12 protein-coding genes and 1 pseudogene are annotated in these 13,115 nt (G+C 68.2%); 4 read left to right on the forward strand and 9 right to left on the reverse strand.

Annotation, left to right across the window (positions count from 1 at the left end; all coding sequences use genetic code 11):
• Positions 1-251: 251 nt before the first annotated feature.
• From AOJ26_RS20465 to AOJ26_RS20480, 4 genes are read right to left on the reverse strand one after another with little or no spacing between them, the layout of a single operon-like run.
• On the reverse strand, positions 252-1,889 hold the full coding sequence (locus AOJ26_RS20465; RefSeq protein ID WP_053849775.1) for a cytochrome b: 1,638 nt from the start codon (positions 1,887-1,889) through the stop codon (positions 252-254).
• Positions 1,886-2,941: a ubiquinol-cytochrome c reductase iron-sulfur subunit gene (locus tag AOJ26_RS20470; RefSeq protein ID WP_053849776.1), complete on the reverse strand. Its 1,056-nt coding sequence runs from the start codon at positions 2,939-2,941 to the stop codon at positions 1,886-1,888. The genes AOJ26_RS20465 and AOJ26_RS20470 overlap by 4 nt, the downstream gene beginning before the upstream one ends.
• A complete protein-coding gene (locus tag AOJ26_RS20475; protein ID WP_053849777.1) occupies positions 2,938-3,747 on the reverse strand; it encodes a c-type cytochrome in 810 nt (269 codons plus the stop codon). Before AOJ26_RS20475 ends, AOJ26_RS20470 begins: the two co-directional genes overlap by 4 nt.
• Before the next feature lie 60 nt (positions 3,748-3,807).
• Entirely contained in the window at positions 3,808-4,428 is a 621-nt protein-coding gene (locus tag AOJ26_RS20480; protein WP_053849778.1) for a cytochrome c oxidase subunit 3, read from the reverse strand.
• Positions 4,429-4,573: 145 nt separating this feature from the next.
• On the opposite strand from AOJ26_RS20480, the gene AOJ26_RS20485 reads away from it, so the two are divergent.
• Positions 4,574-4,975 (forward strand): response regulator transcription factor, encoded by a 402-nt coding sequence (locus AOJ26_RS20485; RefSeq protein ID WP_053849779.1) that lies wholly within the window; start codon positions 4,574-4,576, stop codon positions 4,973-4,975.
• A 95-nt stretch (positions 4,976-5,070) separates the two neighbouring features.
• Here AOJ26_RS20485 and AOJ26_RS20490 read toward each other — a convergent pair whose 3' ends face one another.
• The 4 genes from AOJ26_RS20490 to coxB all read right to left on the reverse strand — a co-directional run bounded on the left by AOJ26_RS20490 (position 5,071) and on the right by coxB (position 9,558).
• Positions 5,071-6,333, reverse strand: a complete 1,263-nt coding sequence (locus AOJ26_RS20490; protein WP_053849780.1) for a L,D-transpeptidase — start codon at positions 6,331-6,333, stop codon at positions 5,071-5,073.
• A gap of 131 nt (positions 6,334-6,464) precedes the next feature.
• The gene (locus AOJ26_RS20495; protein WP_053849781.1) at positions 6,465-6,863 is read right to left on the reverse strand and encodes a cytochrome c oxidase subunit 4; all 399 of its coding nucleotides are present in this window, start codon (positions 6,861-6,863) and stop codon (positions 6,465-6,467) included.
• Positions 6,860-8,602 (reverse strand): cytochrome c oxidase subunit I, encoded by a 1,743-nt coding sequence (gene ctaD / locus AOJ26_RS20500; protein ID WP_053849782.1) that lies wholly within the window; start codon positions 8,600-8,602, stop codon positions 6,860-6,862. The genes AOJ26_RS20495 and ctaD overlap by 4 nt, the downstream gene beginning before the upstream one ends.
• A complete protein-coding gene (gene coxB, locus AOJ26_RS20505; protein ID WP_053849783.1) occupies positions 8,599-9,558 on the reverse strand; it encodes a cytochrome c oxidase subunit II in 960 nt (319 codons plus the stop codon). The genes ctaD and coxB overlap by 4 nt, the downstream gene beginning before the upstream one ends.
• A 266-nt stretch (positions 9,559-9,824) precedes the next feature.
• Between coxB and AOJ26_RS20510 the strand changes: the two genes are divergently transcribed.
• Positions 9,825-11,186: a cysteine desulfurase/sulfurtransferase TusA family protein gene (locus AOJ26_RS20510; protein ID WP_053849784.1), complete on the forward strand. Its 1,362-nt coding sequence runs from the start codon at positions 9,825-9,827 to the stop codon at positions 11,184-11,186.
• 4 nt (positions 11,187-11,190) lie between these two features.
• Here the strand turns inward: AOJ26_RS20510 and AOJ26_RS20515 are convergent, their stop codons facing one another.
• The gene (locus tag AOJ26_RS20515) at positions 11,191-12,165 is read right to left on the reverse strand and encodes a carbohydrate kinase family protein (protein WP_053849785.1); all 975 of its coding nucleotides are present in this window, start codon (positions 12,163-12,165) and stop codon (positions 11,191-11,193) included.
• Positions 12,166-12,316: 151 nt separating this feature from the next.
• Here AOJ26_RS20515 and AOJ26_RS20520 point away from each other — a divergent pair, with 151 nt between their 5' ends.
• Together AOJ26_RS20520 and AOJ26_RS20525 are read left to right on the forward strand one after the other, a co-directional pair.
• Entirely contained in the window at positions 12,317-12,526 is a 210-nt protein-coding gene (locus tag AOJ26_RS20520) for a hypothetical protein (RefSeq protein ID WP_053849786.1), read from the forward strand.
• Between the two features lie 177 nt (positions 12,527-12,703).
• Positions 12,704-13,115: pseudogene (locus tag AOJ26_RS20525) on the forward strand (hypothetical protein); the annotation flags it as partial.

A 13,115-nucleotide genomic window follows, 5' to 3' on the forward strand; every position in this document is an offset into this window, starting at 1 on the left:
CTCAAGCAGCCGAGCCGCCGGACCGAGGACGGACACCCCCCACCCCGGCACCGACCCACCCACCACACCGCACGCGCTACACAAGCCCCCACCGAAGCCGCACAGGCCGCCGCAGGCATCCAGGGGCGCGGGGAACTGCGCAAAAACGTCCGCCCCCACCGAACCCGCACCCGACGCACGGCAAAGGGCCCGCCCAGTGTGTCCGGACGGGCCCTTCTACCGCGCGTGGCGAGCGCAGCGACAAGCGGTGATCAGTGGTGGCCGTGGCCGCTCGTGATCTCCTTGTACTCCTCGACGGTCGGCTTGGGGATCTGGGACTCCTCGCCGTAGTACGCCTCGCTCAGCTTGGCGCGCAGCTTCTCGGTGCCCTTGACCTTCCGCTCGACGCCGTTCTCGTCGACCGTGGGGCCGATCTCGGCCGGCTTGTACTGCTCGTGCGCCGTGAGCGTGTGGAGCTGCTCCTGGCTGAGCGGCTCGTGCACCTCGATGAACTCACCGTGCGGCAGGCGCTTGATGATGCCGGACTCGCGGCCGTGCAGCACCTTGTCCTTGTCGCGGCGCTGGAGGCCGAGGCAGATCCGCTTGGTGACGACGAACGCGATGACCGGGGCGACGAAGAACGCGATCCGCACGAACCAGGTGATGGCGTTGATCGACAGGTGGAAGTGCGTGGCGAAGAGGTCGTTTCCACCACCGATCAGCAGCACGAAGTACCAGGTCATCCATGCCACACCGAACGCGGTCCGGGTCGGGGCGTTGCGCGGCCGGTCCAGGATGTGGTGCTCGCGCTTGTCGCCGGTGACCCAGGACTCGATGAACGGGTACACCGCGATCGCGACCAGCACCAGCGGGAAGATGACCAGCGGGATGAACACGCCCAGGACGAGCGTGTGACCCCAGAAGTTGATCTCCCAGCCCGGCATGACACGGATCAGGCCCTCGGAGAAGCCCATGTACCAGTCCGGCTGGGCGCCCGTGGACACCTGGTCGGGACGGTAGGGGCCCATCGCCCAGATCGGGTTGATGGAGGCGATCGCCGCGATGACCGCGATGACACCGAAGACCAGGAAGAAGAAGCCTCCGGCCTTGGCCATGTAGACCGGCAGCAGCGGCATGCCGACGACGTTGTTGTTGGTCTTGCCGGGGCCCGCGAACTGCGTGTGCTTGTGGTAGAAGACCAGGATCAGGTGCGCCACCATCAGGCCGAGCATGATGCCCGGCAGCAGCAGGACGTGGATCGAGTAGAAGCGGGCCACGAAGTCGCCGCCCGGGAACTCTCCGCCGAACAGGAAGAACGACAGGTACGTGCCGACGATCGGCACGGACAGGATCGCGCCCTCCATGAAGCGGACACCGGTGCCGGAGAGCAGGTCGTCCGGGAGCGAGTAACCGGTGAAGCCGGTGAACATGCCGAGGACGAACAGCAGGAAGCCGAACAGCCAGTTGACCTCACGCGGCTTGCGGAACGCACCCGTGAAGAACACGCGCATCATGTGCACGAACATGCCGGCGAGGAAGATCAGCGCCGCCCAGTGGTGGATCTGCCGGATCAGCAGACCACCGCGCACATCGAAGGAGATGTGCATGGTCGAGTTGAACGCCTCGGACATCAGCTGGCCCTGCAGCGGGACGTAGCTGCCGTGGTACTCCACCTCGTTCATCGACGGGTGGAAGAACAGCGTCAGGTACACACCCGTGAGGATGATGATGATGAAGCTGTACATGCACACTTCGCCCAACATGAACGACCAGTGGTCGGGGAAGATCTTGCGCATGTTGGCCTTGGCCAGGGAGTAGATCCCGAGCCGGCCGTCGGCCCAGTCGGCGACGCGCTCGCCGGCCGGTGCCTTCCCGCGTGCGCGGGACTCGGAGGTCTCTGTAGTGCTCATCCGCGCTCCCAGAATGCAGGACCGACGGGCTCCTCGAAGTCGCCGAGCGCTTCGAGGTAGCCCTGGTCGTTCACGCCGATGCGCAGCTGCGGCAGGGCGTGACCGGCGGGGCCGAAGATCACCCGGGCACCGTCGGAGAGGTCGAAGGTGGACTGGTGGCAGGGGCAGAGCACGTGGTGCGTCTGCTGCTCGTACAGGGAGATCGGGCAACCGACGTGGGTGCAGATCTTCGAGTACGCGACGATGCCCTCGTGCGACCACTCGAGCTCGCGCTTGTCCTTGATGTTGTCCGGCTGGATGCGGACGATCATCAGGGCGGCCTTGGCGATCTCGGTCTGGAACTCCTCGTCGTGCTCCTCCAGGCCCTCGGGCTTGGCGAAGGTCAGCGAGCCGACCTGGACGTCGGAGGGGCGCAGCGGCTCGTTGGTGTTCATGTTGACGAGCTGGAGGCCCTTGCGCCACATGGTGTGGCGGAGCTTGGTGCCGGGCAGCGGGCCGAGGTCGCGCAGCAGCATGACGCCGGAGAGCGGGAACAGGGCCAGCGCGCCGAACATCGTGTTGCGGATCAGCTTGCGACGGCCGAGCGCCGACTCCTTGGCACCCTGCTTGAAGTCCGCGTGCACCTTCGCGCGGACCTCGGGGGACGCCTCGATCGGGTGCCGCTCGTCGGCGATCTCCTCGTCGGACATCAGGGTGCGGGCCCAGTGGACCGCGCCCGCGCCGATCGCGAAGAGGGCGAGACCGAGGGTCAGGCCCAGCGCGAAGTTCAGCGCGTTGATGTGCCCGATCGGGAAGACGAAGATCGACTTGTCGTGGGGGATGCCCACGTACGAGGCGATGAACCCGACGGTGGCCAGCATCGACACCGTGAACAGCATGGCCACCGTGCGCTCGGACCGCCGGGCGGCCCGCTCGTCGATGTCCTGCACCCGGTGCTCGTGGGGCGGGAGGCCGGGGTCCGCGAACGGGTTCTTGTCGTCCGCGACGCCCACCGTGCCGTGCGCGTCCTGCTCAGCGGGCAGGTTCTCTTCTGGAATGTCTTGGCTACTCATGACTTCTTGGCCTTTGCGGTCCGAGCGGCGACCCAGACGGCGACCGCGATCAGCGCGCCGAGGCCGAAGATCCAGGCGAACAGGCCTTCGGAGACCGGGCCGAGACCGCCCAGCTCAAGGCCGCCGGGGCTCACGGTGTCGTCGCCGTTGACCGCGTTCAGGTACGCGATGATGTCCTTCTTGTTCTGCTCCGACAGCGTGGTGTCGGGGAACGACGGCATGTTCTGCGGGCCGGTCTGCATGGCCTCGTAGATGTGCTTCGGGTCGACGTCCTCGAGGCTCGGCGCGAACTTGCCGTGCGTCAGCGCGCCACCCTTGCCGGTGAAGTTGTGGCACTGCGTGCAGTTGTCACGGAACAGCTCGCCGCCCTTGGCGATGTCGGCGCCGTCGGGGCCGTACTGCGCCTCGGTCGGGATGTTCGGACCCGCGCCCAGCGAGGCGATGTACGCGGCCAGCTGGTCGATCTCGGCCTGCGTGTAGATGACCTTCTTGCGCGGAACCTGCGCACCCGGCTGCTGGGCCGGCATGCGGCCGGTGCCGACCTGGAAGTCGACGGCCGCGGCGCCCACGCCCACGAGGCTCGGACCGTCGGAGGACCCCTGACCGCCGGTGCCGTGGCAGCTGGCACAGCCTACGGCGAAGAGCTTCTTGCCCTCGTCGATGGCCAGGGACTGGGCGGTTTCGTCTGCCTTCGCCTTGTCCGCGGGGGCGAACACGGCGTACAGCCCCCCGGTGCATGCCAGCGCGAGGAGTAGGACGACGAGCGCCGCCAGCGGGTGGCGTCGTCGTGCGGAGAGCTTTTTCACGGATTACCCCGGTGTCAGGATCTTCTGCGTCGATGCTTGCGATGTCGGGAGCGGGCCCGGCTACTTGATCATGTAGATCGTGGCGAAGAGGCCGATCCAGACGACGTCGACGAAGTGCCAGTAGTAGGACACGACGATCGCGGCCGTCGCCTGCTCGTGGGTGAACCTCTTGGCCGCGTAGGTGCGCCCGAGAACGAACAGGAACGCGATCAGGCCGCCCGTCACGTGCATGCCGTGGAAGCCGGTGGTCAGGTAGAACACCGAGCCGTACGGGTCGGAGGAGAGCGAGAGCCCGTCCTTCTTCACCAGCTCCGTGTACTCGTAGATCTGACCGCCGATGAAGATCGCGCCCATGATGAACGTGACGATGAACCAGCCCCGGAGCTTCTTCACGTCACCGCGCTCGGCGGCGAAGACGCCGAGCTGGCAGGTGAGCGAGGAGAGCACCAGGATCGTGGTGTTCGTCGCCGAGAACGGGAAGTTCAGGCTGTGCGCCATTTCCTTCCAGTGATCGGGTCCCGTCACCGATCGCAGGGTGAAGTACATCGCGAAGAGGGCCGCGAAGAACATCAGCTCGGAACTCAGCCAGATGATGGTTCCGACGCTGGTGAGGTTCGGCCGGTTGACCGACGGGTGCGCGTGCCCGGTTTCTACTGTCGTTGCTGTCGCCACGACCGACATTATGTCGGTCGCTTATCCCGCCCTCACCCCGGGGGGTGCCGTTCGGAGTGTCCTACTGCTCCATACCGGTGTTGACGTGGTGTTCAAGGGAGTAGCATCCGGCCCAACGGGCCTGTCCTTACGACGCTGACGTCACGGAGGAACAATGCAGCCGACCGCCACGGTGCTGGTCTACAGCGACGATTCCAACACCCGCGAACAGGTGCGGCTCGCCGCCGGGCGCCGACCGGCTCCGGACGTCCCGTTGGTCGAGTTCGTGGAGTGCGCCACGCCCGCCGCGGTGCTGAAGGAGCTGGACAGGGGCGGGATCGACGTCTGTGTGCTGGACGGGGAGGCCGTGCCGATGGGCGGCATGGGCCTGTGCCGGCAGATCAAGGACGAGGTGTTCGACTGCCCGCCGGTGCTGCTGCTGATCGGGCGGCCGCAGGACGCCTGGCTGGCCACGTGGAGCCGGGCCGAGGGTGCGGTGACCCATCCGGTGGACCCGGTGGAGTTCGCGTCGGCGCTGGCTTCTTTGCTGCGGTCGCGGAGGGCTTTGAGCGCCTAGGAGCCCGGGGGGCGTCGGTTCATCGGCGGCTTCGGGCCCGTTGTGGCTGGTCGCGCAGTTCCCCGCGCCCCCAGGTCGGCTCCCCTGGCGTGTCTCTAGACACTTTCCGGCCGCAGCCTTGCCGTCTGGTCCGCACTGGGAGCGTCCGGTGTGCCTTTGAACAACGCACTGCCCTCGCGCCACTTCTTCCAGTCCAGGTTCCAGTCGCCGAAGCCGTTGCCGAACGGCTCCATGGTGTCGCCCTCCGAGTTGACCACCTGGACGACGTCGCCCTCGTGGACGGTCTCGAAGAACCACTCCGCGTTGGCCGTGCTCATGCCCGTGCAGCCGTGGCTGACGTTGGCGTAGCCCTGGGAGCCGACCGACCAGGGGGCGGCGTGGACGTACTCGCCGCTCCAGGTGACGCGGGTGGCGTAGTAGACCGGGAGGTCGTACGACTCCGAGGAGCCCTCGGCGATCCCGATGCTGGTGCCGCGCATACGTACGAAGTACTCCTTGCCCAGCACGACCTTGACGCCGTTGCGGGTGTCGAAGCCGGGCTTGCCGGTGGTGACCGGGAGCTCCTTGATGACCTCGCCGTTCTTGTACACCGTCATCGAGTGCGACGAGGCGTCCGTCACGGCGATGATCCGGTCGCCGGTGGTCAGCTTCAGGGGCTTGCCCTTGCCGCCCCAGAGCCGGTCGCCGATCTTGATGCCCTCCAGGTCGCTGCGGACCTGGATCGTGGCGTGGGCGGGCCAGTACTCCTTGGGGCGGTAGTGGAGCTCCTTGTCGTCCACCCAGTGCCAGGCGCCCGGTACGGCGGGCGTGGAGTCGACCCTGAGGGCACGCTCCACGACGGCCCGCTGGGCCTTGTCCTTGACGGGCCGGTCCAGCTTGGCGGTGACGGGCTGGCCGACGCCGTACGTGCCCGTCTTGGGCCCGAAGGCGACGTTCAGGCGCTTCTTGCCGAGCGGTCTGCTGGTGTCGAAGTCGAGGACCCTGCGGCCCGGGGCGCCGTCCTCGTCCTCGGTGCTCACCCGGACCGTGTAGTGGGCGTTCGCGGCCAGCGGGGAGGTGCTGCGCCAACGGGTGCCGTCGGCGGAGAGTTCGCCCGCCACACGGCGGCCCGTGGCGTCCGTGGCGGTGACGTCGGTGATGCGGCCGTCGTCGTCATCGGCGGTGACCTCGAGCGGCTTGTCCGGGTCGGCCTTCTTGCCGTCGCCGGTGGGCGCGTTGAAGGCGATCTGGTCCGCGGCGTCGTAGGGCGTGGCCGCCAGCGGGTTCCCGTCGGACCCGCAGGCGGCGGCGCTCGCGCCGAGGGCGATCACCACCAGCGTGCAGCCGACGACGGTGCGGGTACGCGGTGCGTGGTTCATGGCTTCACGCTAGGAAGGCACGTCAAGAACGGCACGCCGGGTGACTCGTACGAGGGATCCCGATTGCGGCAAACGCAGGAGCCCGGACGCTCCTGACGGAGTGTCCGGGCTCCTGACGAGCTCAGCTCGTGCTACTGGGTGCGGTTCTCACCGCGGTAGTACTCGAAGACCCAGCCGTACAGGCCGACCAGGATCACCGGCACGGAGAAGTACAGCAGCCACCAGCCGATCGCGACCGACAGGAAGGCGAGGGCACCGCCGACACCGAGGGCGAGCGGCTGCCAGCTGTGCGGGCTGAAGAACCCGACCTCGCCGGCGTCGTCCGCGACGTCGGCCTCCTTGTTGTCCTGCGCGCCGGCGTCCACCCGCTTGGCCGTGAAGCCCAGGTAGAAGCCGATCATGATGGACAGACCGAAGGCCAGGAAGAGCGCGGTGGTACCGGCCGGCTCCTTCGACCACACGCCATAGACGATCGCCATGGCGAGGATGAAGATGCTCAGCCAGAAGAACATCCGTCCCTGGATCTTCACTTCCCGGCCTCCTTGCCGCCGTTGCCGGCCAGAGCCTTCTCACCGTGACCGGCGTTCTCGAGCTGGTCGAGAGCGGCGATCTCAGGGTGGTGCAGGTCGAACGCCGGGGATTCGCTGCGGATCCGCGGCAGGGTGAGGAAGTTGTGGCGCGGCGGCGGGCAGGAGGTCGCCCACTCGAGGGAGCGGCCGTAGCCCCACGGGTCGTCGACTCCGACCGGCTTGCCGTACTTGGCCGTCTTCCACACGTTGTAGAGGAACGGCAGGATCGACAGGCCGAGCACGAACGAGCTGATCGTGGAGATCGTGTTCAGGGCGGTGAAGCCGTCGGCCGCCAGGTAGTCGGCGTACCGGCGCGGCATGCCCTCGGCGCCCAGCCAGTGCTGGACCAGGAAGGTGCCGTGGAAGCCGATGAACAGCGTCCAGAACGTGATCTTGCCGAGGCGCTCGTCGAGCATCTTGCCGGTGAACTTCGGCCACCAGAAGTGGAAGCCGGAGAACATCGCGAAGACGACGGTGCCGAACACGACGTAGTGGAAGTGCGCCACCACGAAGTACGAGTCCGAGACGTGGAAGTCCATCGGGGGCGAGGCCAGGATGACACCGGTCAGACCACCGAAGGTGAAGGTGATCAGGAAGCCGGTGGCCCAGAGCATCGGGGTCTCGAAACTCAGGGACCCCTTCCACATCGTTCCGATCCAGTTGAAGAACTTCACGCCCGTCGGTACGGCGATGAGGAACGTCATGAAGGAGAAGAACGGCAGGAGCACACCGCCGGTGACGTACATGTGGTGGGCCCACACCGTCACGGACAGACCCGCGATCGCGATGGTCGCCGCGATCAGACCCATGTAGCCGAACATCGGCTTGCGGGAGAAGACCGGGATGACCTCGGAGATGATGCCGAAGAACGGCAGGGCGATGATGTACACCTCTGGGTGGCCGAAGAACCAGAAGAGGTGCTGCCAGAGCAACGCTCCGCCATTGGCCGGGTCGAAGATGTGTGCCCCGAACTTCCGATCCGCCTCCAGCGCGAACAGCGCGGCGGCGAGGACGGGGAAGGCGAGCAGGACCAGCACCGCGGTCAGCAGCACGTTCCACACGAAGATCGGCATGCGGAACATGGTCATGCCCGGCGCGCGCATGCAGATGATCGTGGTGATGAAGTTGACCGCACCGAGGATCGTGCCGAAGCCGGAGAAGGCCAGACCCATGATCCACAGGTCGGCGCCGACGCCCGGCGAGCGGACCGCGTCCGACAGCGGGGAGTAGGCGAACCAGCCGAAGTCGGCCGCGCCCTGCGGGGTGAGGAAGCCGCCGACCGCGATGGTCGAGCCGAACAGGTAGAGCCAGTAGGCGAACATGTTCAGCCGCGGGAACGCCACGTCGGGCGCGCCGATCTGCAGCGGCATGATCCAGTTGGTGAAGCCGGCGAACAGCGGCGTCGCGAACATCAGCAGCATGATCGTGCCGTGCATCGTGAACGCCTGGTTGAACTGCTCGTTCGACATGATCTGCAGGCCCGGCCGGGCCAGCTCGGCGCGCATGAAGAGCGCCATCACGCCGCCGATCAGGAAGAACGCGAACGACGTGACCAGGTACAGGGTCCCGATCGTCTTGTGGTCAGTGGTGGTGAGCCACTTGATGACCACACTGCCGCGGTTCTGGCGCCGGACCGGCAGCTCGTCCGTGTAGTGGGACCCTGCTGCCGCGGCACCCTGGGGTTCGTTGAGGATGCTCACAGGTTCGTCGTCTCCCGGTCCTTCTCATGGGCGGTCTGCTCGATGCCCGCGGGAACGTAACCGGTCTGCCCCTTCTTCGCGAGGTCCTTGAGGTGCTGCTCGTAGCGCTCGGGGGAGACGACCTTCACGTTGAACAGCATCCGGGAGTGGTCGACGCCGCAGAGCTCGGCGCACTTGCCGAGGAAGGTGCCCTCCTTGTTGGGGGTCACCTCGAAGGCGTTGGTGTGGCCCGGGATGACGTCCTGCTTCATCAGGAACGGCACCACCCAGAAGGAGTGGATGACGTCACGCGAGGTGAGGACGAAGCGGACCGTCTTGCCCTTGGGGAGCCAGAGGGTCGGGCCGGGGTTGCCGGTCTGCGGGTTCCGCGTGGCGGGCGTCCCGAAGTCGTAGACACCGCCGGCGTTCGCCGGGAAGTCGTCCTTGAACCGGGTCGGAATCGCGTCCAGGTTCTTGTCCGTCTTCGCGTCACCCGTGGAACCGGCGACGGGCGTGATGTAGTTGAAGGCCCAGCTCCACTGGTAGCCGACGACGTTGACGGTGACGTCGGGCTGCTTCTTGAGGCTGAGCAGCTTCGACTCGTCGCGGGCCGTGAAGTAGAAGAGGACCGAGACGATGACGAGCGGAACCACGGTGTACAGCGCCTCGATGGGCATGTTGTACCGGGTCTGCGGAGGTACCTCGACCTTGGTGCGGCTGCGCCGGTGGAAGATGGCGCTCCAGATGATCAGACCCCACACCAGCACGCCGACGGCGAGCGCGGCAGCCCAGGAGCCCTGCCACAGGGAGAGGATCCGCGGAGCCTCTTCCGTGGTCGGGGTGGGCATACCAAGGCGGGGGAAGTCCTTGTATGTGCAACCGGTGGCGGTCGCCAGGACCAGGCCCGCGGTCATTGCCTGCAGCAGCTTCCGCCGCATCGGGCGCCGCGGCGAGCGGTCGGAGCCGTTGGGACTCACGTAGCGCCTTCCCGAGAGTCTCGCCCGCGCGGTTGGCTGCGGCCTGCCTCTTCGGTGGTCGGTCGCCGCCCTGCGTCGGGCAGGGGTTTGGATGTTTATGCGGACCAAACCCTAGCCGACGCCCTCCGGGGGTTCAGCGGGAGGGGGGCCTACTGGGTCGGGGGTTCGCTGGTTTGGCGGCCGCAGGTGCGTTGTGGCTGGTCGCGCCCCGCGGCGGAGCCGCTATGGATACAGCCCCGCGCCCCTGGGGAGGTTAGCGTTGCCGTGTGTCCTATCTCGACGCTGCTTCCAGTGCTCCGCTTCATCCCGTTGCCCGTCAGGCGCTGTTGGCGTCCTTGGACGAAGGGTGGGCTGATCCGTCCCGGCTGTACCGGGAAGGGCGGCGGGCCCGCCTGTTGCTGGACGCTGCCCGGGAGGCTGCCGCCGAAGCCGTGGGGTGCCGTCCTGACGAGCTGACGTTCACCTCGTCCGGGACGCGGGCCGTGCACAGTGGGATTGCCGGGGCGATGGGCGGGCGTCGGCGGGTCGGACGTCACCTGATCGTGTCAGCGGTCGAACATTCCTCGGTGCTCCATTCGGCTGAGCTGTTCGAGGTGACCGAGGTTCCGGTGGACCGTACGGGGGCGGTGAGTGCGCGGTCGTACGCCGACGCCCTTCGTCCGGACACCGCGCTGGCCTGTCTGCAGTCGGCCAACCACGAGGTGGGGACCGTGCAGCCGGTGGCCGAGGTGGCCGCGGTGTGCCGGGAGGCGGGGGTGCCGTTGCTGGTGGACGCGGCGCAGTCGCTCGGGTGGGGGCCGGTCGAGGGCGATTGGTCCCTGCTGACCGCCAGCGCGCACAAATGGGGCGGCCCCTCGGGGGTCGGCCTGCTCGCCGTCCGGAAAGGTGTCCGGTTCTCGCCCCCGGGGCCGTCCGACGAGCGGGAGTCGGGGCGGGCGCCGGGCTTCGAGAACCTGCCGGCGATCGTCGCGGCGGCGGCCTCGCTGCGGGCGGTGCGGGCCGAGGCGGAGCAGGAGGCCGTACGGCTGCGGGAGCTGACGGCGCGGATCCGTTCGCGGGTGCCGCGGCTGGTGCCGGACGTGGACGTGGTGGGTGATCCCGAGCGGCGGCTGCCGGGGATCGTGACCTTCTCCTGTCTCTATGTCGACGGGGAGACACTGCTGCACGAACTGGACCGGGCGGGTTTCTCCGTCTCCTCCGGGTCGTCCTGTACGAGCAGCACGCTGACGCCCAGCCATGTGCTGAAGGCGATGGGCGTGCTGAGTGAGGGGAATGTGCGGGTGTCGTTGCCGTTCGGAGCGATCTCCGAGGAGGTCGACCGGTTCCTGGAGGTGCTGCCGGGCGCGGTGGCGGCGGTCCGGGAGAAGCTGGGAGCGCCCGCGCCGGCGACCGAGGCCCACGAGGACTCCCTCGTCGTGGACGCCCTGGGCAAGCGGTGCCCGATCCCGGTCATCGAACTGGCCAAGGTGATCGGTGACGTGCCGGTGGGCGGGACCGTCCGGGTCCTCTCGGACGACGAGGCGGCCCGCCTGGACATCCCGGCGTGGTGCGAGATGCGGGAGCAGGAGTACGTCGGGGAGGAGCCGGCGGACCAGGGTTCCGCGTACGTGGTCCGCCGGGTCTCCTAGCCGGTCACTTGAGGTGGGTGCGGACCTCTTCGGCGGCCTCGTCGCCGTAGGCCTTGGTGAACCGCTCCATGAAGTTGGCGCGCCGCAGCCGGTACTCCTGCGTCCCCACGGTCTCGATGACGAGGGTGGCGAGCATGCAGCCCACCTGGGCCGCCCGCTCCAGGGAGACGCCCCAGGCGAGCCCGGACAGGAAGCCGGCGCGGAAGGCGTCACCGACGCCCGTGGGGTCGGCCTTGCGCTCCTCCTCGGGGCAGCCGACGACGATCGGCTCCTCGCCGACCCGGTCGATCCGCACGCCCTGCGCCCCGAGGGTGGTGACCCGGTGGCCCACCTTCGCGAGGATCTGCTCGTCGGACCAGCCCGTCTTGGACTCGATGAGCCCCTTCTCGTACTCGTTGGAGAAGAGGTAGGTGGCGCCGTCGAGGAGGATCCGGATCTCGTCGCCGTTCATACGGGCGATCTGCTGGGAGAAGTCCGCGGCGAACGGGATGCCGCGGGACCGGCACTCCTCGGTGTGGCGGAGCATCGCCTCGGGGTCGTCGGCGCCGATCAGGACGAGGTCGAGGCCGTCCACGCGGTCGGCGACCGTCTTGAGCTCGATCTGGCGGGCCTCGCTCATCGCGCCCGTGTAGAAGGAGCCGATCTGGTTGTGGTCGGCGTCGGTGGTGCACACGAAGCGGGCGGTGTGCAGCGTCTCGGAGATCCGGACGGACGCGGTGTCGACGCCGTGCCGGTCCAGCCAGGCGCGGTACTCGTCGAAGTCGAAGCCCGCGGCGCCGACGAGCACCGGGTTGGTGCCGAGCTGGCCCATGCCGAAGGCGATGTTCGCGCCGACCCCTCCCCTGCGTACGTCGAGGTTGTCGACCAGGAAGGAGAGCGAGACCGTGTGCAGCTGGTCCGCGACGAACTGGTCGGCGAAGCGGCCGGGGAAGGTCATGAGGTGGTCGGTGGCGATGGAGCCGGTGACTGCGATACGCACGGCGAGGCTCTCCAGGAGAAGGGGGTGTTGACGGTTAACGCTATCCGGTCCGTATGGAGTACTGCGAGGCGAAGGACGGCGCGGGGAAGCAGGTGAAACTACCCGATAGTAGATCTTTCTTCGCGGGCTCCGGCGTGCATACGGTGCCGTCATGACGAACCTTGAGCTGTACGCCTCCGTCCCGGCCGACCTGGACGTGGACCTCGCCTCGCTGCGGGGCGACTGTGCCCGGATGGCTCCGCACTGGACGGTTCCCGACCGGATCGCCGCCCTTCCGGTCTCTCCCTCGCTCATCCACGGTGTGACGGTTCCCGAGGGGTCCGCCAGGCTGCTGGAGGCGATGTCGGAGTACGGCGACTGAGTCACGCGACCGACGCACGGCGTGTGCGTCGGCGCGTTCGAGGGAACCGCGCGCTCCCCCGCTGCGTCCCATCGCCGTCCCCCGGAAAGGGGATGCGGGATACGACCCCTTCGCCGACCTTTTTGACAGGGTCGGGTCAGGGTCGAGGGACAGTTGCGCGGCAGAAGGAGCGATGCGGTGAACACCGAGCGACCCGACGACAAGGACCCCGTCGAGGCCTCCGACGGGGACGGGAGCGCCACGGAGGCGCACGGTGCCGGTGAAGCGAGTGCCGCGGAGGAGCGCGGTGCCGAGGGCTCCGGTTCCGAGGTCTCCGGCGCCGAGGAGGGCTCGGACGGGCACGCCGGGGATGTCGCCGACGCCGACACGGACGACTCCCCGGTCTCCGGCGCAGGAGCCGCCGGCACGGATGCCGATGCCGATACCCATGACGAGGCCGAGGCCGAGGCCGACAGCAGTGCTCCGGCCGCCGGCTCCGAGATCCCCCGGCACGAGGACGCCGGCGCCCCCCGCCCGGCCCGGCACCGCTCCCCCGTCCCCGTCGCCGCCGTGGCCGCCGCCGTGCTGCTCGTCGGGGGCGGTGGGGCGT

It is taken from the genome of Streptomyces sp. NRRL B-24085 (genome assembly GCF_001282115.1).
In the GTDB taxonomy this organism is placed as follows: domain Bacteria; phylum Actinomycetota; class Actinomycetes; order Streptomycetales; family Streptomycetaceae; genus Streptomyces.

What these genes read in the sequence shown, in the direction of transcription:
- AOJ26_RS20465 (WP_053849775.1), bottom strand. Translation starts at nt 1,889, where the DNA reads ATGAGCACTACAGAGACCTCCGAGTCCCGCGCACGCGGGAAGGCACCG.
- AOJ26_RS20470 (WP_053849776.1), bottom strand. Translation starts at nt 2,941, where the DNA reads ATGAGTAGCCAAGACATTCCAGAAGAGAACCTGCCCGCTGAGCAGGAC.
- AOJ26_RS20480 (WP_053849778.1), bottom strand. Translation starts at nt 4,428, where the DNA reads ATGTCGGTCGTGGCGACAGCAACGACAGTAGAAACCGGGCACGCGCAC.
- AOJ26_RS20485 (WP_053849779.1), top strand. Translation starts at nt 4,574, where the DNA reads ATGCAGCCGACCGCCACGGTGCTGGTCTACAGCGACGATTCCAACACC.
- AOJ26_RS20490 (WP_053849780.1), bottom strand. Translation starts at nt 6,333, where the DNA reads ATGAACCACGCACCGCGTACCCGCACCGTCGTCGGCTGCACGCTGGTG.
- AOJ26_RS20520 (WP_053849786.1), top strand. Translation starts at nt 12,317, where the DNA reads ATGACGAACCTTGAGCTGTACGCCTCCGTCCCGGCCGACCTGGACGTG.